This window comes from Gammaproteobacteria bacterium (assembly GCA_030949385.1).
Taxonomy (GTDB): domain Bacteria; phylum Pseudomonadota; class Gammaproteobacteria; order JAUZRS01; family JAUZRS01; genus JAUZRS01.
Genome location: JAUZSP010000006.1, coordinates 34,255 through 55,892, shown reverse-complemented (window position 1 = coordinate 55,892; position 21,638 = coordinate 34,255). Strand labels below are relative to the sequence as shown.

Here is a 21,638-nt window from a genome sequence, read left to right as displayed (position 1 = left end):
TAAAAATAAGTGCAACCAAAGAAAGAACCACAAACCGCGCCTGCCACCCTCATTGAATGCTCTCCCACAAATCATCCCAATTTAAATTATCCTTCTCAATCAATTTTATTTTCCATGCTCGATTCCATTTTTTCAATTGCTTTTCTCTTGTAATCGCATACTCCATAGAACCGTGCAACTCAAAATAAACCAGCCTATGCACATGGTATTTTTTAGTAAACCCTTCAACCACACTGTTTTTATGCTGCCAAACACGCTGAACAAGATTACTCGTGACACCTATATACAATGTTCCATTTTGTGCGCTTGCAAGAATATAAGTACAGGGTTGCTTATTCATGGATTCCCGCCTTCGCGGGAATGACGGTGAGGCCTGACACTCACCCCAATAACTCCTTCAACACTTTCAAAGTCTCAGCGCGTTGTTGATCCAACTGCTCTATTTCGGCGATGATCTCAGCTGGGGGCGCGTACTTTACCTCTTCATAAACAATCTCTTTATACCGGTTGATGCTCAGATCCCACTCATTCTCTTTGATCTCCTCAAACGGCACCAAAAAACTCTGCTCCGTGCGTTTGCGTTCAGACTCCTTGCCCTTTTCATCGCGCTGCTGAAAGCGTTCGATAATGTCCGCTAGATCAGAAGCCTCCAGCTCCGCCCGTTTATCATCCAGACTAAACCCATCCGCCTGCATATCATAAAACCACACCCGATCCGTACCGCCACTGTTGGTCTTCGTAAAGATCAAAATCGCCGTACTGACCCCCGCATACGGCTTAAAAACCCCACTCGGCATGGAGATCACCGCATCCAACTTCTGCCCCTCAACCAACGTCTGGCGCAACTTTTTATGCGCCTTAGACGAACCAAACAAAACCCCATCCGGCACAATCACCGCACAACGACCACCAACCTTCAACATCCGCAACATCAGCGCAAGAAACAGCAGCTCGGTCTTTTTTGTCTTCACCGTCGTCAGCAGCGAACTCTCCACCCCATCGTAATCCAGCGACCCCTTAAAGGGCGGATTGGCCAAAATCAGGCTAAACGCCTCCCGCTGATCATTCACCTCACTGAGGGCATCCACCCCCAACAACTGCGGCGTATCAATGCCGTGCAGCTGCAAATTCATCGCCCCGATGCGCAACATGGTGCTGTCGAACTCCATGCCGGTAAACATGCCACGGTTAAAATGCTCAGCAAAAGCCACATCATGAAAAGCATCCGCATCGTGGTTATGAAAATACTCACTCGCCGCAACCAAAAAGCCCGCCGAACCACAAGCCGGATCACAGACCGTATCCTCCCGTGAAGGCCGCATCATCTCCACCATCATCTTGATAATGTGGCGCGGCGTACGGAACTGACCGTTGGTGCCTGCGGTGGCAATTTTCGAGAGCAGATACTCGTACAGATCCCCCTTGGTGTCCCGATTCTCCATCTTGATCTCAGCGATCATCTGCACCACCTGATCAAGCAGCTTCGGGGTCGGAATCATAAAGGTCGCGCCCTTCATGTATTTAGCAAACACCCCAGCCTCACTGCCGAGCTGCTTCATAAACTCAAAGGCGGTCAGATTGTCCAGATCCGCCTGCGGCTGGGTAAAAAGAGCAAACATCGCCTCAGGATCCACCTCCTTAAACGCATGCCAGCGCAGTTTTTCCTGCGCCTCGCTGTAGCTGGGGTTCTCCAATGGCAACCCCAAGAGCAACACCTCCTGTTCCTCTGCTTGCTGCTGCTCATCCACACGACGCAAAAAAAGCAAAAAGGTAAACTGCTCGATCACCGTCAACGGATTGGAGATGCCACCCGTCCAAAACGCTTCCCAAATTTTATCGACTTGACTCTTTAAATCACCGGTGATCATCGTGTTACACGCCTCTTTTTTACTGGGATTAAGATTAAGCCGCAGAGTATACCTCCCAATGGCGAATTATTTGCATCTTCTCGCATCGGTTGAAATCATCACCATGTGGAGTATTCTATCTCCCACTCGACCTACCCTAAACAAGGAGAGACCATGTCTGAAGAGAGCCGTTATCCCGTACCCGCCGCGTTTGCCAACAGCGCCCACATCAACGCCGCGCAGTATGAAAAAATGTATCAACACTCTATTGACGACCCCGAAGGATTCTGGGGCGAGCAGGCGAAACAGTATTTAAGCTGGTTCACACCGTGGCAAAAAACCCTCGACTGGAGCTACGCCAAAAACGACCTGCACATCGAATGGTTCAAAGGCGGCACCCTCAACGTCTCTTACAACTGTCTCGACCGGCATCTGGAGACACGCGCCCAACAGACGGCGCTGATCTGGGAGAGCGACGACCCCAACAAAGACCGTCACATCAGTTATCAAGAGCTGCACGACGAGGTCAATACCTTCGCCAACGTGCTGAAAAATCGCGGCGTTAAAAAAGGCGACCGCGTGGCGATCTACATGCCAATGATCCCCGAAGCGGCGGTGGCGATGTTGGCCTGCACCCGCATCGGCGCGGTGCATTCGATTGTGTTTAGCGCCTTCTCCCCCGAGGCGCTGAAAAGCCGCATTCTCGACTCCGACTGCCAATGCCTGATCACCGCCGATCAATCCATTCGGGGCGGTAAAAAACTGCCCCTCAAAGTCAACGCCGATCAAGCCCTGCAAGGTTGCCCGAATGTGCATACCAGCATCGTCGTGCAGCACGGCGGCGATGAGGTGGCGTGGACAGAGGGGCGCGACGTTTGGTATCACCACGCCATGAGCGAGGCCGACCCCGTCTGTGAACCGGAGCCGATGGACGCAGAAGATCCGATGTTCATTCTCTACACCTCCGGTTCCACCGGCACACCAAAAGGGGTGCTGCACAGCACGGGCGGCTATTTGCTGCAAGCGGCCATGACCCACAAGCTGGTGTTTGATTATCAAGAGGGCGAAGTCTATTGGTGTACCGCCGACATCGGTTGGATCACCGGCCACAGTTACATCGTCTATGGCCCCTTTGCCAACGGCGCGACCAGCGTGATGTTTGAAGGTGTACCCACCTACCCCGATGCGGGGCGTTTTTGGCAGGTGATCGACAAACATCAAGTGGCCAGTTTTTACACCGCACCCACCGCGATTCGTGCCTTGATGGCCGTTGGTGATGCGCCGGTCAAAGCCAGCTCACGCACATCCCTGCGCCTGCTTGGCACCGTTGGCGAACCGATCAACCCCGAAGCGTGGCAGTGGTACAACCGCGTGGTGGGTGAGGAACGCTGCCCAATTGTGGACACCTGGTGGCAGACCGAAACCGGCGCGCACATGCTGACCCCACTGCCTGGGGCTACGGAGCTGAAACCCGGTTCGGCGACATTGCCCTTTTTTGGCGTGCAGCCGGTGCTGCTCGATGAAGAGGGCAAAGAGATCGAGGGCAACCCCGCCTCCGGTAATCTGGCCATCAAACACCCGTGGCCCTCGCAGATGCGCAGCCTTTACGGCAATCACGAGCGCTTTTATGAGACCTATTTCCAGATGTATCCCGGTTATTATTTCACCGGCGACGGAGCCAAACGGGATGCCGATGGCTATTACTGGATCACCGGACGGGTAGACGATGTGCTCAACGTCTCGGGGCATCGTCTCGGTACCGCCGAGATTGAATCCGGTCTGGTGCTGCATAAACAGGTCGCGGAAGCGGCGGTGGTGGGTTATCCCCATGAGATCACCGGCCAAGCGATTTACGCCTACGTCACCTTGATGCAGGGCGAGACGGGCAGCGATGAGTTGGCCGCCGAGCTGGTGGCGCTGGTACGCAAGGAGATCGGCCCGATAGCCAAGGTCAATTTGATTCAGTGGGCTCCCGGGCTACCCAAAACCCGTTCAGGGAAAATCATGCGGCGCATTTTGCGTAAAATCGCCGCCAATGAGATCGACGAGTTGGGCGACACCTCCACCTTGGCCGATCCGTCGGTGGTGGATGATTTGATTGCTCAGCGGAAGAATCGGTAAACTATGGGGCGTTTGTTGGGGCAATCATCCCTCCCAACAAACGTTAAAAATATATAGAAAAATTAAATATATATATATATAATACAAAAACCTATAGAAAAAGGCCTTTTGTATGCTTGTAACCTTCCCCTTAGCCAACAGTCACACACTTGAAACACACACCGTATTAAAAAAGGTCGCTCAAGCGCATCGACATTTGGCTGAACTCAAAGGGCTCGCCGCCAGCATACCGAACCAAACCATCCTCATTAACACCCTGACACTACAAGAAGCAAAAGACAGTTCCGCTATAGAAAACATCATTACGACCCATGATGAAATCTACCAAACCGATCTCTTCATTCACTCTGTGGAAACCATTGCAGCCAAAGAAGTCCGAGACTATGCACGGGCATTAAGGGAAGGTTTCAACGAAGTCCGAATCAACGGCATCATTCGACTGAGCACCATTTTAAACACTCAGCAAACCATCGAAAAAAAACCGCGCAGGACTAAGAAAATTACCAGGCACCACACTGAAAAATGCCAACACAGGTGAGGTGATCTACACACCACCACAAGATGCCCGAGAAGTTGAACGACTGATGCAAAATTTGCTGGACTACATCAACAACAATGAACTTGATGAACTAGACCCACTTATCAAAATGGCTTTGATACACCACCAGTTTGAAAGCATTCATCCCTTCTACGATGGCAATGGCCGTACAGGTCGAATCATCAATATTCTCTATCTGGTCACACAAAACTTACTGGATTTGCCTATTTTATACCTCAGCCGTTATTTCATCCAAAACAAAGGAAAATATTATCAACAACTGCAATCTGTGAGAAGCGACCATAATTGGCAAGCATGGATACTCTACATGCTGGAAGGCATTATTCAGACCTCAAAACAGAGCATCAGCATGATTCACAACATAAAAAAATTACTAACCGAATACAAACACGGTATCCGCACACGTTTACCCAAAATTTACTCGCAAGAATTACTCAACAACCTCTTTCATCATCCATACACCAAAATTGAATTTATTATGGATGACCTCAAGGTCAGCCGAATTACAGCCACAAAATACCTCACTTTATTAGTCAACAAAGGTTTTCTAGAGAAGAAAAAGGTCGGACGAAATAACTACTACATCAACACAGCTCTATTAACACTACTGGAAGGTTATGCTCAGCTGCCACAAAACACATTACGGCAACAACCGCTGGTGTAAAAAAACCGGAAAACGCGGTTTGCCATAACGGGTCAAACCTTGATAACGATAGGTCACCACACTGCCCAGCGGTGGCGGTGTGCGCCGCTGTTGATCACTCAAACCACTACCGGCATAGAAGGTCACCCCGTCGCTGCGCCGCAGCTGCAACGACCCCACCATGCCCTGATATTTACCTTTGCCGCCTCGATAACCCATCACCACCGCCTCGGCATCTTCAAAGGGTTTTAATTTTAATAACTGCGCGCTGCGCCCTGTTCTGTACAGCGCCGCTTGATGATGCAGCATCAAACCCTCACCTCCCTGCTTTACCACCTCTTGCAGACGCTGTTGCAAAGCCGCCTCACTGGCAAGGCGAAACTGTGGAATGAGTTGCAAATAAGAAGAATTACTTTGCTGTACAACTTGTTTTAATATTTCCAGCCGCGCCGAGAAAGGCTGAGTTTCAAGGGGAGCATCAAACAACATAAATCGGATTTTATCCCAACCTTGGTGCGGCTTGTGGCGATTCACTATCGAAACGGTTTTTTCATACGCGCCCCGTTGCCACCACAATTCACCGTCCAAAACTTGCGTAGGAAAACCAGCCACAAACCAAGTGGGAGCGGCAAAAACACGCCCACCGCGAGAGATCAGTTTTTCTCCATCCCAACGCGCGCGCACCCCATCCAATTTTTCACTGAGCCAATATTCTGAGAGTGGCAAACCGACACGGTATTTTTTCGCCAACATCAGAGCCGGTCGTTCCGCCGCCCACAAAGGCGCTAAAAAAACCGACAGGAAAACCGCAAGAACGGCTCTAAAACATAGGGTATCGCGCTGAAAAACGGGTAATAAACTCATCCAATTGATCCACTGGCAAGTGATTAATTCCAGCGGCGGCTCTGCGGCCACCGCCAGAAGGAAAACTACTGCACAGTTCATCGGCACCCTGTTTGTCGGCTAAAGGCGCACGCACACTGATCACATACGCTCCCGCTGGGTTCAACGTCACCACCGCATGGGCGCGCTGCGGAAATTGATTGGCCAGGTCATTGGCAAACACACCGCTGATGCGCCGAGCCCACGCCGCATCGGGCAATAAAAACAGCGCCACCGCCCCATTATCGTACTCCGGCTTGAGCTGTTCAGCATTGGCCAGATCAGCACAATAACCCGCTTTCAGCGGGGCGTAAGCGGACTGAGAATCGGCAATAAAATCCAGCGGTGAAACATAATGAGAAATAGCGCGATACAGCTCATCGGGAGCAAAATGCAGATCCGCCACACAACTGCCGTAGCCGTTGTAATTGATGCAGATGCCCAAGGTTTTTAGGCTCTCTAATTTTTTTCCCGAGAGAGCCAAACAGTCTGCCGCCTGTTGCGCACTCTGATGAAGGTTATCCCCAAACGCCGCCGTCACCGCCCACGCTCGATGCGCGCCCTTTAAATAGCCGTCCACCAGCAGACTGGTGCAGGTATTGGCATCGGTGTTAATCAAGGCGGTTAAGTTAGTGTGCTGAGGAATCTCACCAGACTGGTGGTGATCGACATAAAACACCGTTGCTCCGCTGGCTAAATGCTGCTGCAAGGCGCTGCTGTTTTTCGCCATGGAAATATCCAGCACGGTCAGGCTGTCACCTGCTTGCGGCTGAATCTTATCCAGTAATTTAATATCCCGTTTAATCCCCGTAATCAATTGGCTCTCTTTGGGCTGCGCCAAACGCAGTTGGTGCAAGGCACAGATGCCATCGGCATCGCCGTTAAAAACATCGTAGTGAGTCATAAAAAATTAATTCCATTGAATGTCATGTTTAATTAAGCGCGGTCAATTGATCGAGCAGACCCGAAGCGCGCTGCACTCGCTGCTCTACCGCACGTTTAAAAACCCGTTCACTGCCCCACAACTGCACCGACGTTTTAGCGCGGGTGAGGCCAGTGTAAATCAACTCTCGACTTAAGAGCGGGCTCTCCACACTCGGCAGCAGCATCACCACCCGCTCAAACTCCGAACCTTGGCTTTTATGAATCGTCATGGCGTAGACGGTCTCAAATTCTGGCAATCGAGAAGGAGAAAAAGAGCGACACTCACCGCTCACGCCAATAAAAAACAGCTGCACAGCACCGCCTTTATTCGGATCAGGCCACGCAATGCCAACATCGCCATTAAAAAGTTTTAACTCATAATTATTCCGAGTGATCATAATGGGTCGGCCACGATACCATTCACTCTCTGCCGAAATCTTTTTCTGGCGCAACAGCAGCGACTCCACCAGCCGGTTCATCGCTTCCACTCCCAGCTTGCCCTTACGGTTCACACAGAGCAGACGAAAGTCCGCAAAAGCCGCAAACGCCTCCTCCACCGATTTCGCCTCAAACAAGGGCAAAAACCCCTCATACAACCGCTGTTCTAGCTGCACCTCTGCACCCGCGTTCAAATCACACCACTCAATGTCTGCACACTCGGTTTGCCGCAGCAGCATCATCGCTTGCGCAGAGTGACCTTGGTTGACCGCCCGCGCCAATTGACCGATACCACTGTCGGCTCCAAAACGATAACTGTGCTGCAACAGCACCACCGAATCGGCCAAGCTTTGCTTACTGGGTTTTTGCTCTTGAGCGTCAATCTTCACCTCACACAGATCCTCTAACTGCTGACAAAAAGGCGCAGAAAAACCCGCTTGATCGCTACAGAGATCACCCAACACCGAGCCCGCCTCCACCGAGGAGAGTTGATCACGATCCCCCAACAAAATCAGCCGCGCCTTGGCAGGCAACGCTTCCAAAGTCTTGCAGAGCAGCGCCAAATCCACCATCGAAGCTTCATCAATCACCAGCAGATCAATGGGCAGTGGATTATCGCCTCGATGAATAAATTTCGTCCGCCCTTGGCGCACCCCCAGCAGCCGATGCAGTGTAAACGCCTCTTCAGGAATAGAAGCCATCACCTCAGGCTCCAACCCCAGCTCAGATTTGGCCGCTAAAATAGCTTCACTCATGCGCGCAGCTGCTTTGCCCGTCGGTGCGGCCAAGGCAATTCTCAGCGGCGTTTCCGCTTGGCCCTGAAGCAGCGCCAAAATACGCACCACGGTAGAGGTTTTCCCCGTTCCTGGTCCACCAGAGATAATACAAAGTGGCTTTAAATAAGCCATCGCTGCGGCAATTTTTTGCCAATTGGTCTCTTCCAAAGCAGACGAAAACAACGCAGTGAGCGATTGTTTAAGTTTTCCTAAATCTAATTCTGCTACAACAGGTGCCAGACGGTGACGAATTTCCGCTGCCAAGCGCCGTTCGTAATCCCAATAACGATAAAGATAGAGGCGATTCTGTTTATCAAGGATTAAGGGAGTAAACTCTCCCGGTTGACCCACAATCGCACTCTGTGCTAATTGCACAGACCAGAGGGATAAAGAAGGCGTTCGATAACCGCCAAAATCCTCTGTTGCATAACAGACACGATCCGCAAATTGACCCAGCTCCAGACAGACATGCCCTGCACTGCTCTGCGCAGTCAACAGCAGACAAGCCAGAGCCAAATTTGGCTCCTCTGACTGCGCCAAGGTCAACATCGAAAGGGTAAAGTGCAGCTCAAGGTCAGAGAGATGACCCTGTTTATTTAAGTTCGTCAACTGTGTCAACATAAGTGCAATACCGAAACCTTTATTATGATTGAAGCTCCCCCACAACGCCAAACCTCTTCGCTCAGAACCTTGGTTAAGCTGTCTGCTTTTTTAATGCTATTGAGTTTGGCCGTTGGTCTGGCTCCACTCTATTTACACTTTAATCACCAGACCCAATTAGAAAATGTACTTGAACGCGGTGAACTGATCGTCGCGACCATCAACAGCGCCAGCACCTATTACGAAGGCCGAGACGGAGCACAGGGTTTTGAGTACGAATTGGCACTCGCCTTTGCCACCTTTTTAAACGTCAAGCTGAAACTGGTCACCGCCAGTCAATTTCAAGACCTTTTCCCTATGGTCAGCCAAGGTCAAGTGGATCTGGCTGCCGCTGGTCTCACCGTCTCTTGGACTTATAAAACAGCGCTGCGCTTTACAACGCCCTACCAAGAGGTTCGCAATCAGCTCATCTACCGCAGCGGCACACCCCGACCTAAAAATATGGCTGATCTAAGCGGAAAACGAGGCGCGGTGGTCAAAGGCAGCTACCATCAACTGCTGCTGGAAACACTGCAAGTAAAACAGCCTACATTGCAATGGCAAAACAACAGCAGCAGCCAAGAAGAGCTGTTAAACCAAGTCTGGGATCGTGAGTTGGATTTCAGCGTAGTGAACTCCAATGTCTTACGCCTCAACCAACCTTATTACCCCGAATTGCGCGTCGCCTTTGAACTCTCACGCCCACAAAAATTGGGCTGGGCGTTTCGTCGTCAAACAGACGACAGCCTGTACAACGAAGCCCAACAGTTTTTTAAACAGGTGAAAAAAAGCGGCCTTATAACCCAGCTGCAAGAGCGTTATTACGGCCACATCCGTACCTTTGATTATGTCGATACGCGCCGTTTTATGCGCCACATTAAAAGCCGCCTGCCAAAATACCTCACTCATTTTAAAAAGGCAGCCCAACAGAACAAACTCGATTGGCGACTGCTGGCCGCCATGAGTTATCAAGAATCGCACTGGCGACCCAATGCCGTCTCCCCCACAGGGGTCAAGGGGTTAATGATGTTGACCCTAAAAACCGCCAGCCAAATGAAAGTAGAAAACCGTCTTGACCCCGAGCAAAGCATCTTTGGTGGTGCGCGTTATTTTGCCAAACAGTTGCAGCGCATCCCAGATCAGGTGCTCAATCCAGACCGAGTTTGGATGGCACTGGCCAGCTACAACATCGGTTACGGCCACCTCAAAGACGCGCGACGCATCACCACCATGCTCGACGAGGACAGTCGTCAATGGGTGGATGTAAAAAACAGCCTGCCTCTGCTGCGGCAACGTAAATGGTATAAACAAGTGACTTACGGCTACGCCCGTGGCAATGAAGCTCTGCACTATGTAAAAAACATCCGCCAATATTACGATATTTTAGTCTGGATTACCGACAAAGAGAAGCAGCAACAAGAGAGACAAAAACCACAAAAAAGCAGTCAGCAAGAACCATCCAAAAAACGCGACCCCATTATGCCCAATATTCCAAGCCCACTTTAGGCACTACTAATCTCCATCAAAAAAATCATCCAGCGCCCGCATCAAAGCCAACGACGGGCGACTGAAAAATACCCCCGTCTGCTCTTCATCTTGACCTGCATCGGCGTTCATACCGCGTAAAAAAAGATAATAAACACCACCAAAATGGCACTCATAATCATAATCGGCCAACCGACAGCGCAAATAACGGTGCAGCGCCAACGCATAAATTAAGTACTGCGCCACATACCCCTCTTGCAACATCGACTCTTGCATCGGTTCCACGCGGTAGTCTGCATATTCATCACCCAAATAATTGGACTTATAATCCAACAAGTAAAACTGACCCTCAGATTCAAACACCAGATCAATAAACCCTTTCATAAAACCGCGCACTTGCCGCTCTTGCCGCGAGGTCAATTGCTCGGCCAATCTCTGTTCTAGTTCAGAGCCGTGCTGCTGCAAAATCTGCCGAAAACGCAGCATTGAAAAGGTCGCCATTGGATAATAAAACTCCAACTCATTCAATCGTGCTTGCTCTGGCAAATTCTCTAAAGCCAAACCGGAATCCCGATTCAGTGGCGTATGCAACATCTGCTCAAACCATTCACTTAATACCGGCAGCCACTGAAGATCAAAACGGAACAACTGCAACGTTTTCTCAATTAAGGGTTCTGCCTGCTCCAGTGGCGCAGAAAAATCAAAATGCTCAAACAAGTGGTGCAAACACTGACCCGCACGCGCCCCACGAGGGAAACCAAAACGATCCAGACGCTCGCATGGTTTGTGCAGCCACTTGGATTCCGTGCCATCGTAATCAGGAGACTCCACCGTCGCCGCCGAGCCGTGTGAAAACAGCGCTGAAAAACTGCTGATGCGCCAATTGGAATAGAGGTGTCCTTTAAATTTTTTCACTTGTGGCACTGAGCCGCTCTTTGTTTCAAGCAAAATAGAATTTTTAGCCAATGCTGGTCTGCTTAAAATCATTCCACTCTGCTGCTGCGCCAGATTTTCCAGATCCTTATAAAGATCCTCAGCAGCGGTTTTTTTACACTCTTTTCCCTGATGCAGCAGGTAAGCCGCAGCGGAGTGCTCCATGCCGGTAATGTTCCCCCACGGCAAGTAGCAACGGTATTTAGCCCGTGTCAAAGCCACGTACAACAGACGCAACTCTTCCGCTAAAGCCTCTTCTGAGGCCTGCTCCACGGCCATTGAATCTTTTGACTCTTGCAGAGCCAAACGACGCTGATGAACATCATGGTCATGATAAGTGACATCCAGCGTAGAACGATTTTGTCGTGGTTTAACGCCCATAGAACCCCATAAAAAAGGGCAAAAAACAACGCCGTACTCCAAACCCTTACTTTTATGAACCGTAACAATGCGCACCAAATTTTCATCGTTTTCCAAACGCAATTGATGTTCATCTTGAGGGCTCTCGGCCAAACGGCGCTGACTGAAATAATGCAGCAGCACCTCCATATTCAAAGCGGCCTCACGACTGCCCTGCAACAACTCCATTAAATGGCGCAAATTGGTCAAACGACGTTGCCCATCAGGCAAACGCAACAGACGTTGTGCCACATCGTTGTACTGCATCCAGTAGTGCATCATCGGCATAAAACCTCGATTTTGCCAAAGTCGATTCGCCTCATAAAAGTGACTCTGCTGCTGCTCCCAAGCCTGCTCGTCTGCCGCCAGACCATGCAATTCCAGCGCGGAAAGCCCCAACAAGTCCGTCGCCAAAGCCGCTTTCACCCAACCAGAACGGTGCGGTTGAGAGATGGCCAATAGAACCCACTCCAAAGCCACCGCCTCTTCGCTTTGAAATACCGAACGAGGTGACTGCTGCACACTGGAGATGCCACGTAATAATAAATGTTCTCGTACCACTGCCGCTTGTCGATGAGTGCGCACCAAAATAGCAATGTCAGCGCCGTTTAAGGGGCGGCCATCAATTAAAGCCTGTTCTTCTTGACCTAAAGACAACAACTGCTGAATTTCTGCGGAGATCAACGCTGACACTTTTTCTTCCGCTTGATTTTTGTTTAAACTCTCTTTTTTTGCCTCTTTTTCTTGATCCTCTTCGTCATTCAACCACCAGAGGTGCAGTTCGTTGCCATCTTCACCCCGCAACTGCAATCCCGTTGACGTGCTCTCTGCCGCCATCACCGCTGGAAAATTAATATCGTTATAAAGAAACGGTTTATCCACAGAGCTAAACAGAGCGCTGACCGCCGACAGCAGCCCTGCTTGTGAGCGCCAATTCACTTGCAATGTGTGACACTGATCCGCTTGCTGGCGCGCTTCAAGGTAAGCAAAAATATCCGCACCACGAAAACTGTAAATGGCCTGTTTCGGATCACCAACCCAAAACACCGGCAAATTGGCCTCTAAATAAAGTTTACGAAAAATATCAAATTGAATCGGATCTGTATCCTGAAATTCATCAATCAACGCTACAGGGTAACGCTGGCGCAAACGCTCACTGAGCGCTTCACCTTGCTCACTCAGTAACGCTGTTTGCAAATTACTCAGCAGTGCATCAAAAGATTGCTGCTGCTTTCTCTTTGGCGCAGCGTCAACTGCTCACGGGCGTAGTGAATCAGCTCTACCTTAAAATTACTCAACTGCTCTAACAACGAATTATTTAACTGTTCCGCAACCTCAACCAGTGCCTCCATTTGTTCAAAAAAAACATGTTGAGGGTAGTCTGTTTTATTTTTTTTCAACGATGACTTCAATATAGACTGAGAGAACATCTCAGCCTTTTTAGGCAAAGAGAATTCAACACATTCAGCAGAAAAAAACAATTGCAATTCATCCAACCAGTTTGGTATGGAGGCTTTACGGTATTTATTGCCATTCAAACTTTTATTATCAACAATCAAGGAAGAAATAGACTCGGCTTCAGCCTGCCATATTTTTTGCGCTGCTCGAAAACATTCGGTATAACGCACTTCATAATCTTTAATGGCAATCATATCAGGCAAAATCAAATACGACTTGGCGATATGCGGAGCCATCTCAGTCGCCAAACTGTACGGATCGTGCAACTGTTGCAGCGCGTATGCGGCAAACGGTTTTGACATTTTGGCGAACTGAACACGCCAAAAATCCTCCACGATCTCTTGCAGAAGCTGCGTTTGATCCCCCACCAATTCAACTTCAAACCCCAAGCCACTCTCAAACGCCGCATCATCCAGCGCCCGTTTACAGTAACCGTGCAAAGTAAAAATCGACGCTTCATCAAAGCCGTGCAACGCCTGCTCCAAAATCCGCAGCGCTTTGTCTCGCTCCGAAAAATGAGTTAACAAACTCTGCAACAGAGGATCGTCACTGTGACCTAATGAAAAAGCCTCCTTGGCTTCCAGCAGACGTGTCCAGACCCGTTCACGCAGCTCTTTGGTGGCCGCTTCGGTGTAGGTCATGACCAAAATGTGTTCAATCGAATACGATTTTTCCAACAACAGCCGCAAATAAAGGCCGGTAATGGTGTAGGTTTTACCCGTTCCTGCACTGGCTTCGATTAAATTAACCCCCGCCAGTGGCATGCTCTCAACAGAGAGAGGCCGAATTTCAGCAGAATTCATCTTGCTCATATTTTCTCATTCCAAAACCAACAAAACCGTCAAAAAGACGGTTTTGTTTATCACCTAAAAAAGCCCAGATCAGTAGCGACCGTGCTGCCCTAGAATGTAATTATTCATCTCAACGTGCTGGCTGTTCATGCGGCGTAAAATCGCGTAAACGGTACGCACAATGGAACGCATGACTTTATAAACCAGATCACAATCCTCACTCAACAACGCTTCAAAATCACTGCGTTTCAGGCAAAAGACCTCACAATCCCCCACCGCACGCAACGCCGCGCTGCGCGCCAAACCATCCAAGAACCCCAGCTCACCGGCCAGATCGCCTTCGGAAAGCATGTTCAACGTCAGCCAGTCACCGGCTCCGGTCTGCTTCAAGACCTCCAAACGGCCTTTCACAATGACGTGCAAGGTATCGTCCTCATCGCCCTCTTGAACTAAAAACTCTCGATCTTTCAAACTGCAAGTGGTTACTTTTGCACCCAATAAAGCACACTGTTCATCACTCAATTCACTACCCAGTGCAGAATTTTTAATCATTTCAACGTGCATACATCCTCCAATTTTTTACTTCAATTTTTTTATTTAACACAAGAGCAGCAACATCATAAACCCAATCAACTTATGGCTTACTTAGCAATTTACTCCACCTACGGTTTTTTTCTCTTGCAAAAAAAAGGCTAAGGCGGGCAATAACACCAAGGCCGCCAGCATGTTCAATAAAAACATAAAGGCCAACAGCAAACCCATATCCGCCTGAAATTGCAACGGCGATAACAGCCACGTCAACACCCCCACGCCCAAGGTCAGGCCAGTAAACAGAACCCCGCTGCCAGTCTGCTCCAGCGTCACAGCGTAGGCCTGAGGCAGATCCAAACCTTGCTCTAAAACACGCTGTAAACGGCTGTAAATATAGATGCCGTAATCCACCCCAATGCCCACTCCCAGCGCCACCACCGGCAAGGTATTCACCTTCAAGCCGATCTGCAACAGTGCCATCAGCGCGTAGGCCAGCGTCGAAACCAGCGCCAAGGGCAGAATAATCGCCAACGTAGCGCGCCAAGAGCGAAAACTCAGCAGGCAAAGCAACGCGATCACAGCAAAAATATACAGCAAAATAGGCAGCTGTGCTGATTCCACTTCCTCATTCGTGGCCGCCATCACACCCACATTGCCACTGGCGAGTCGAAATCGCACCTTGGCGGTCGAATTGAGCTGACGATACTTTTTCACCGCTGCAATAATACGGTTGATGGTGGTCGCCTTATGATCGTCACTAAAAATATAGACCGGCATGACACTGCAATCTCGGTTCAACAGACCGCTGCTGCTTTCAATCGGTGCCACCGCCTGCGCCAGCAACGCCGTTTCACGAGGCAACACCCGCCATTTAAGACTGCCTTCATTCCAGCCTGCATTAATGCGTTTCGCTACCGAACTCAAACTGATGACCGACTGCACCCCCTCGATGTTTTCCATCTGCCAGACAAATTGATCAATGGCTGCCATCACCTCGTATTTCACACAACCCTCTGGTGGTGCTTCAACAATCACCGTCAACAGATCCATGCCGATACTAAAACGCTCTGCGATCAACTCCGTATCCAAATTGTAAGGCGATGTTTTACTTAACTCCGGCACCCCGCGATGCAGATCCCCCACCGCCACCTGATTCGCCTGCCAGGCTCCGCATAAAAACAGCAACAGCGCCAGTAACAGCGTTGGATAAGCGGCTTTTTTTGTGGCAAAAACAGCCAATTTATTCCACAAAGGCTGCATGACTTTTTTGCGCTGCTGCACACGTTGCTGAAAATCGCTGTCAAGCCGCACATAGGAGAGAATAAGCGGCAATAAAAAAAGATTGCTGATCACGATGACCGCCACCCCAATGCCAGCGGCAATGGCCATCTCCTGAATGATCTCAATGTCAATAAAGGTAATGACCAAAAAACCAAAACTGTCACTGAGCAACGCCACCGAACCTGGTAACAGCAGACGACGAAAACCCCGTTTGGCTGCCAATAAAGAATCTGCACCGCCAATCCATTCAAAACGAACCGCACTCACCATCTGTACCCCGTGACTGACACCGATGGCAAAGACCAAAAAAGGCACCAAAATAGACATGGGATCCATGCCGTAACCGAGCAGAGAGAGCAGACCCAACTGCCACACCACCGCCAGCAGAGAACAGAACAGCGGAGCCAAAGCCAGCGGTACAGACTGGGTATAAAAAAGCACCAACAGCACCGTAATTAAAAACGCCAAAGCAAAAAAGAGCACCACCCGCTGCGCGCCATCGGCAATGTCACCCATCACTTTGCTAAAACCGATCACCTGCAGGCTAATCGAAACCCCATTTTTCTCGCCTTGATGGTTTTGCCGAATCGCCTCTAAACGGTGTGCCACCTCCATCAGATCTATTTTTTGTTCTGTCCCCTGATCCAGCAGTTCTGCACTCACCAACGCGGCAGAAAAATCATTCGCCACCAAGCGTCCCAACAGACCGGCTTTAAGAATGTTTTTTCGTACTTGCTGCAATTGATCGGCTTTAAAATAAAATTGATCGGGGATAACATTACCACCGGCAATGCCCTCTTCCGTCACCTCGGTGAAACGCACATTGGGGGTAAACAGAGAGCGAACTTGGGAGCGATCAATACCCGGAATAAAAAACAGCTCATCGGTGACCGCTTTCAGACGACGAAAAAACTCAGGCTGAAAAATATCGCCCTCAGCCACCGTCAATGCCACCACCACTCGATTACCGCCACCAAACTCTTGTTTATACTCAGCGAAGGTCTGCATATACTCATGCTGCATCGGCAGCAATTTATCGAAACGGGCATCCACTTGCAGTTGAGTGGCAAAAAAAGCCATCGCCAGACTCAAAGCTAAAAAAACCGCAATCAACAGCGCACGAAAACGAAACAGCCCCGCTTCTAAAAAGAGAAAAAAATTTCTCACCGCTGCGGCTCAAATGGCACAACGCCCTGTTCACCGATTAAAATCAGTTGTCCTTTTGAATTAACCAACACATCAGAAATGGCCATGCGCTGCGCTAAGGGAAATGGCTTAAAACGATCTAAGCTTGCTTCACTCTGCAACACCGTCGCCTCACTGCCCACCACAAAAATACGCCCATCGGCACGTTGACGCACACCGCTCAACAGCGCCGAACTGCCGCTTTCAATCTGTCGCCACTGCTCGCCGCCATCATCCGAGTAAAAAATATGCCCCCGCAACCCCACCACCAACAGACCTTGCTCATTGATCGGCAACAGTCCAAACAGAGAGCCCATATAAGGAAAGTCCAATTTCTGCCATGTTTTACCCTTATTTAAAGAGCGATAAACCTGCCCCGCTTCGGCTACCACAAACAGACGACCCTGTTGATCAGCGGCCATTTTATTCAGATGAAAATCATCCTCTTGATAAAAATTTCGTGCCTGCCACTGCTGACCACCGTCCCACGTTTCCAAAAAATAGCCGTAAGCACCGATGGCCAAACCGTGCTGCGGATTTTCAAACCAGATATCCAACAACGGGCGATTTTTTTCAGCCGAAACAAATTGACTCTGCCACCGCTCTCCGCCATCTTGGCTGTGTAAAATTTGCCCCTCAAAGGTGGTCGCCCAACCCAACTCACCACTAAAAAAAACCGAGGTAATTAGGCTGCGACTCGGCACATGAGCCTGCTGCCAATTTTTGCCATCGTCCTGAGAGGTTAAAATATGGCCACGCTCACCTACCACCACCATCCGCTGATCGTTGGAAAAACCGGCCACTAAAAGAGAGCTGGATGCTAAAGGAGAAAGGCGGCTAAAAACAGCTTCATTAGAAGAAGAGGTTGCAGACCCCGCTTGCACGGGATGAAAAACAGAGCAGAAATAGAAAGTAGAATGGGGAACATCAACGCCATAAAAAAACCCTTAACGCCGCCCCTCACGTCGCAACGCCGAAATCGAATAATCCGCTTCACTGCGTTGCAGATCAAAATTGTACATAGGGTCTTCGTTATCCAAACCGATGGCAATGTAACGCCCCGCTTGCAAATCTGTGTGTACTTCTAAGGTTGTCCACAAAGTGGGGACTTCGTAATAATTGATCACAAATCCTTCGGAAACGCGCCAAATTTGATCCCGGTTGTCGTATTGATCCACCACCAAAATTTGCCATGAATCCTCATCGACATAGAAGGTTCGTGATTTATAAATGTGCCGTTGTCCCTCTTTTAAGGTCGCCTTGACCACCCAGACCCGATGCAATTCATAACGCAAATATTCAGGGTTGATGTGCTGGGGGGTTAAAATATCGCTGTATTTCAGTTTATCGCTGTGCAGTTGATAATTATTATACGGCACCAACAGCTCTTTTTTACCCAGCAATTGCCAGTTGTAACGTTCAGGGCTGCCATTAAACATATCAAATTGATCATTGGTGCGCATCCCATCGGAAGCCGTACCTGGATTATCAAACGCCACACTCGGCGCACGGCGCACGCGGCGTTGACCTTTATTGTACACCCACGCCTTACGATGCTCTTGGGATTGATTTAAGGTCTCATGCACCAATAAAATACCGCCCGCCAAACGCGCAGGAGAAAGCACTTTTTGCTTTAAATAGAGCAAAGTATTATCCAACGCCTCCTTGCTCATATCCGCATGACTGTAACGCATAAAAAATTCATCGCGGAATTTAACCAAGCTGTAATCGCCACCGCGTGTCGGTGCCGCTTGCCCAATAAAACGCTCTGCGACATCACCACGCCAGCGCAAAATATGATTCCACACCACTTCCAGACCGTTTTTGGGCAATGGAAATGGAATACCAATCACACTGCCTGCCACACCATTGCCATCTTTGCTTAAGCGCGCTGTGGTGGCCACTTTTTTGGTCGCAGCATAAATTCGCTCAGGTGCTGCTGCCGTACGGTGACTCGGATACACTTTCATCGAATAACCTTTGTAAGCGTGTAAAAGCGCTTTATGGCCTTCGGTTAAAGAGGCTTCATACTCAGACATATTATCCGAATTAATCACAAACAGCGGTTGTTCTTCCTCAAAAGGGTCGGGGTGATGATCACCTTTTTTATAATTTTCTGGAGGCTGGGTCAGCCCCCCGTTCCAAGCTGGAATGGTTCCAGCTGCATTGGCCGCTTTTTCGCCCCCCAAAGGGGTCAGGTCTGCACCCAGACGTTCAGCCTCTGCTACTGAAATTTCCGCCATAAGGGAGGTCGAGAACAGGCTAAAAAATGAAAACAGCAGCGGAGTAACAGAGTGGCGTAAAAAAAGTCTCATTCTATTGCTCCAACCTAAAAGGAATATTTGATGTTCATCGCCACAAAATCACGATCATTCAGTACATTATAACGACCCGCACCAAAATAACGGCTGTAACTCAGGTCACCCGTCCAAACATTTTGATACGAACCACCCAGAGCCAGCGTCAGCACCCGACGATCCTCAAGGAAATTACCATCAGGACCTGGCGTATTGCCCTTAACATCGTGCTGCCAAATCAGACGCGGCGATAAATTAATCGGCCCAATCACACCACTGTAATCCAGCTTGCTCACCAAACGATAACCCCAAGAAAATTGATCAGCAAAATGACGCGCCTCTTCCACCACACTGATCGCATCACCCGATTGTTTATCTGCCAAATTGGCATTGCCGCTCACCGCAGTACCAGGGGCTTCCAAACGGAGTTCATCTTTACTCGGCATATTATGCACATAGGTCATGCCCGTTTCCGCCAGCAGCACCACTGAATCCGCTCCCATCATCGGCCCAAACAGATGAGTCGCCGTCATTTGCAATTGGGATAAATCACGGCGAATGTACCCTGGAATATCGGTTTCGTAGCGATTGCTAAAGTCGCCCACCTGATTCAATTGCGCCAAATCGGCATCGACCGGCCCGAGAGCGGCAAACAGCAGTTCAACGTCATCCATCTGCAAAGGCCGATCTTTATGATAAGAGTATTCACCTTGCAGAGCGGTGCTGCCCAACGTGGTATTAAAACTCAGCCCTAACAGGCCAATATCCTCGGGATATTCAGTCCGGTAACGCGCCGTTTCTGCGTAGATATTGGTCAACACCGCCTCTGCGGTAGCCACACTGCCGCCAGCGGCAATAATGCTCGATGCCAACGCCTGACCGTTCGCACCGTTAACAAAATCTGCTGAGACCTGTGTGCCGGTACGCGCACTGATAATGGGTAAGCGGCTGTGATAATTGAGATAAAAAAGACCAAACTCGGTGTCGTTCCACTGCGGCATATAAAACCGATAGTTCACACCAAACTGCCCATCGTCGCGGGCTTCACCTGTGGCCGCTCGTTTAACCGCCAAAAAATCACCCTCAGGCACACTGCCAAAGCCGAGCATCACTCGATCACCGTCAATGCCCGCAAAATCATTGCTACTAAAATAACTGCCCGTCGGATCGGTGATGGTCTCTTGCCATTGCAACTGATAAAACGCCGCCAAAGAACTGTTTTCAGAGAGAGTAAACATCGTTGATAACAGAGGCACAGGTTTTAAAATTTCACGCAACTCTGCTCCCGGCAGACGCGCTTTGGTAATATCAACGGGGTTAATGACATTAATGCCGTTACGAATAAAGGTGCTTTCACCCCAGCTCAAAACCTGATTGCCCAAGCGAAACTCCAAGGGTCGATCAGCAGGATAAAATTCCGCCCATAAATAAGCGTCCAATAATTCACTCGAACTGCCCACCAAACTCAGAGCGTCATCACTCAAAGGGGTACGTTCACGCACCCCATCGCTATTTTCCTGATCGTAAAAGGCCGTGGCGCGCAAAAAAGCACCGTAACGATCTCGATTCAACTCGATTTCACTGGTGATTTTAAACACATTAGAAACGATGCCTGTGGCGTAATTGAGAGTGCCATCATCGCCATTGGCCGAAAATGCCGAACCGCCGTTACTGACCGCCACCAAAGCCGCATCTGGCTCCTGCACACGAGAAAGAAGACCGTAAGAGAGGGTGGTATCCCAACTGCCGCTAAAACCATCACCTGATTGAGAAAATTGGAATGCCGATGCAGTCCCATTTATACCTAACAAGATAAAAATAGAAAAACAGCGAAACCTTGCGCCTACCCCACAACAGTGAACCATAAATCTCTCCAGCGAGTGATGCGGAAACCCCCAATCACCCTAACAAATTAAGACCACTACTCCAACAGCGTTACCGCCTCTGGCGTCAGAGCCACGCTTGCCCCGTCGCTCGCCACAAACTGTGCCGCCACACTCTGCATCACTGCCGTTACCGCCGGATCTGCTGCTGGACTTAAAATGGAAGAGTGATCCCCTGTGCTAAATCGCAGCCACGCGGGTAACTGCACACCACTGGTGGCCACCTTAAGAACGGGTAAGTTCATTGCCATAGCCAACGGATCCGTACCCGACAGAGGCCCTGGAATCGTATTTGCGGGAGCATCAGCAAAACCGTTCGCTAAGGTTCCCACATGATTGGGCACCACCTGATCCGCAGGCGAGCTGACCCCGCCCACCACTTCCAGTAACATCACCCCTCGATTGGCCACGGACTGCTGCGCGTAATTCAACGGATCCGCTGAATCCAATGCCGTCTGTGTCACAGCCAAAAAGGCCTCATAGTCGGCGCTGCCTTTTACCAGCCCTGCGGCCAGGTTCAAACCAAGCGCAATCGCAGGTCCAATCGAGGCCGAACCATCCAACAA

General features: G+C 49.7%; 15 protein-coding genes and 1 pseudogene. 3 read left to right on the top strand and 13 right to left on the bottom strand.

All coding sequences use genetic code 11. The annotated features are described in order from the left end of the window. Positions 1-49 precede the first annotated feature (49 nt). Both Q9O24_07585 and Q9O24_07580 read right to left on the bottom strand, forming a co-directional pair. Positions 50-340 (bottom strand): GIY-YIG nuclease family protein, encoded by a 291-nt coding sequence (locus tag Q9O24_07585; protein ID MDQ7075001.1) that lies wholly within the window; start codon positions 338-340, stop codon positions 50-52. Positions 341-380: 40 nt separating this feature from the next. Beyond that, complete coding sequence (locus tag Q9O24_07580) at positions 381-1,868, bottom strand: class I SAM-dependent DNA methyltransferase (GenBank protein MDQ7075000.1); 1,488 nt, start codon at positions 1,866-1,868, stop codon at positions 381-383. 153 nt (positions 1,869-2,021) lie between these two features. Here Q9O24_07580 and acs point away from each other — a divergent pair, with 153 nt between their 5' ends. Together acs and Q9O24_07570 are read left to right on the top strand one after the other, a co-directional pair. After that, positions 2,022-3,968 (top strand): acetate--CoA ligase, encoded by a 1,947-nt coding sequence (acs, locus tag Q9O24_07575; GenBank protein ID MDQ7074999.1) that lies wholly within the window; start codon positions 2,022-2,024, stop codon positions 3,966-3,968. 112 nt (positions 3,969-4,080) lie between these two features. Beyond that, positions 4,081-5,191, top strand: a pseudogene (locus tag Q9O24_07570) (Fic family protein). Here Q9O24_07570 and Q9O24_07565 read toward each other — a convergent pair. The 3 genes from Q9O24_07565 to recD are packed head-to-tail and all read right to left on the bottom strand — an operon-like array spanning position 5,168 to position 8,811. Beyond that, positions 5,168-6,034, bottom strand: coding sequence for a DNA ligase (locus Q9O24_07565; protein ID MDQ7074998.1), 867 nt, complete (start codon positions 6,032-6,034; stop codon positions 5,168-5,170). The pseudogene Q9O24_07570 and the gene Q9O24_07565 overlap by 24 nt on opposite strands. Continuing rightward, positions 5,991-6,956, bottom strand: a complete 966-nt coding sequence (locus Q9O24_07560; GenBank protein MDQ7074997.1) for a DHH family phosphoesterase — start codon at positions 6,954-6,956, stop codon at positions 5,991-5,993. Before Q9O24_07560 ends, Q9O24_07565 begins: the two co-directional genes overlap by 44 nt. Before the next feature lie 28 nt (positions 6,957-6,984). After that, the gene (gene recD / locus Q9O24_07555; protein ID MDQ7074996.1) at positions 6,985-8,811 is read right to left on the bottom strand and encodes an exodeoxyribonuclease V subunit alpha; all 1,827 of its coding nucleotides are present in this window, start codon (positions 8,809-8,811) and stop codon (positions 6,985-6,987) included. Between the two features lie 24 nt (positions 8,812-8,835). Here recD and mltF point away from each other — a divergent pair, with 24 nt between their 5' ends. After that, a complete protein-coding gene (gene mltF, locus Q9O24_07550) occupies positions 8,836-10,335 on the top strand; it encodes a membrane-bound lytic murein transglycosylase MltF (protein ID MDQ7074995.1) in 1,500 nt (499 codons plus the stop codon). A gap of 6 nt (positions 10,336-10,341) precedes the next feature. Here mltF and recB read toward each other — a convergent pair whose 3' ends face one another. The 8 genes from recB to Q9O24_07510 form a co-directional block, all read right to left on the bottom strand. After that, positions 10,342-12,843 carry an exodeoxyribonuclease V subunit beta gene (gene recB / locus Q9O24_07545; GenBank protein MDQ7074994.1) on the bottom strand — a complete coding sequence of 834 codons (2,502 nt, stop codon included), beginning with the start codon at positions 12,841-12,843 and terminating at the stop codon, positions 10,342-10,344. A gap of 5 nt (positions 12,844-12,848) precedes the next feature. After that, positions 12,849-13,916, bottom strand: coding sequence for a UvrD-helicase domain-containing protein (locus Q9O24_07540; GenBank protein MDQ7074993.1), 1,068 nt, complete (start codon positions 13,914-13,916; stop codon positions 12,849-12,851). Between the two features lie 69 nt (positions 13,917-13,985). Next, positions 13,986-14,459, bottom strand: a complete 474-nt coding sequence (locus Q9O24_07535) for a cyclic nucleotide-binding domain-containing protein (protein MDQ7074992.1) — start codon at positions 14,457-14,459, stop codon at positions 13,986-13,988. A gap of 81 nt (positions 14,460-14,540) precedes the next feature. Continuing rightward, entirely contained in the window at positions 14,541-16,874 is a 2,334-nt protein-coding gene (locus tag Q9O24_07530; protein MDQ7074991.1) for an MMPL family transporter, read from the bottom strand. Then, positions 16,871-17,695 (bottom strand): YCF48-related protein, encoded by an 825-nt coding sequence (locus Q9O24_07525; protein ID MDQ7074990.1) that lies wholly within the window; start codon positions 17,693-17,695, stop codon positions 16,871-16,873. Before Q9O24_07525 ends, Q9O24_07530 begins: the two co-directional genes overlap by 4 nt. A 144-nt stretch (positions 17,696-17,839) precedes the next feature. After that, positions 17,840-19,207 carry a DUF1329 domain-containing protein gene (locus tag Q9O24_07520; protein ID MDQ7074989.1) on the bottom strand — a complete coding sequence of 456 codons (1,368 nt, stop codon included), beginning with the start codon at positions 19,205-19,207 and terminating at the stop codon, positions 17,840-17,842. Positions 19,208-19,221: 14 nt separating this feature from the next. After that, the gene (locus tag Q9O24_07515; protein ID MDQ7074988.1) at positions 19,222-21,054 is read right to left on the bottom strand and encodes a DUF1302 domain-containing protein; all 1,833 of its coding nucleotides are present in this window, start codon (positions 21,052-21,054) and stop codon (positions 19,222-19,224) included. A gap of 56 nt (positions 21,055-21,110) precedes the next feature. Continuing rightward, complete coding sequence (locus Q9O24_07510) at positions 21,111-21,638, bottom strand: hypothetical protein (protein ID MDQ7074987.1); 528 nt, start codon at positions 21,636-21,638, stop codon at positions 21,111-21,113.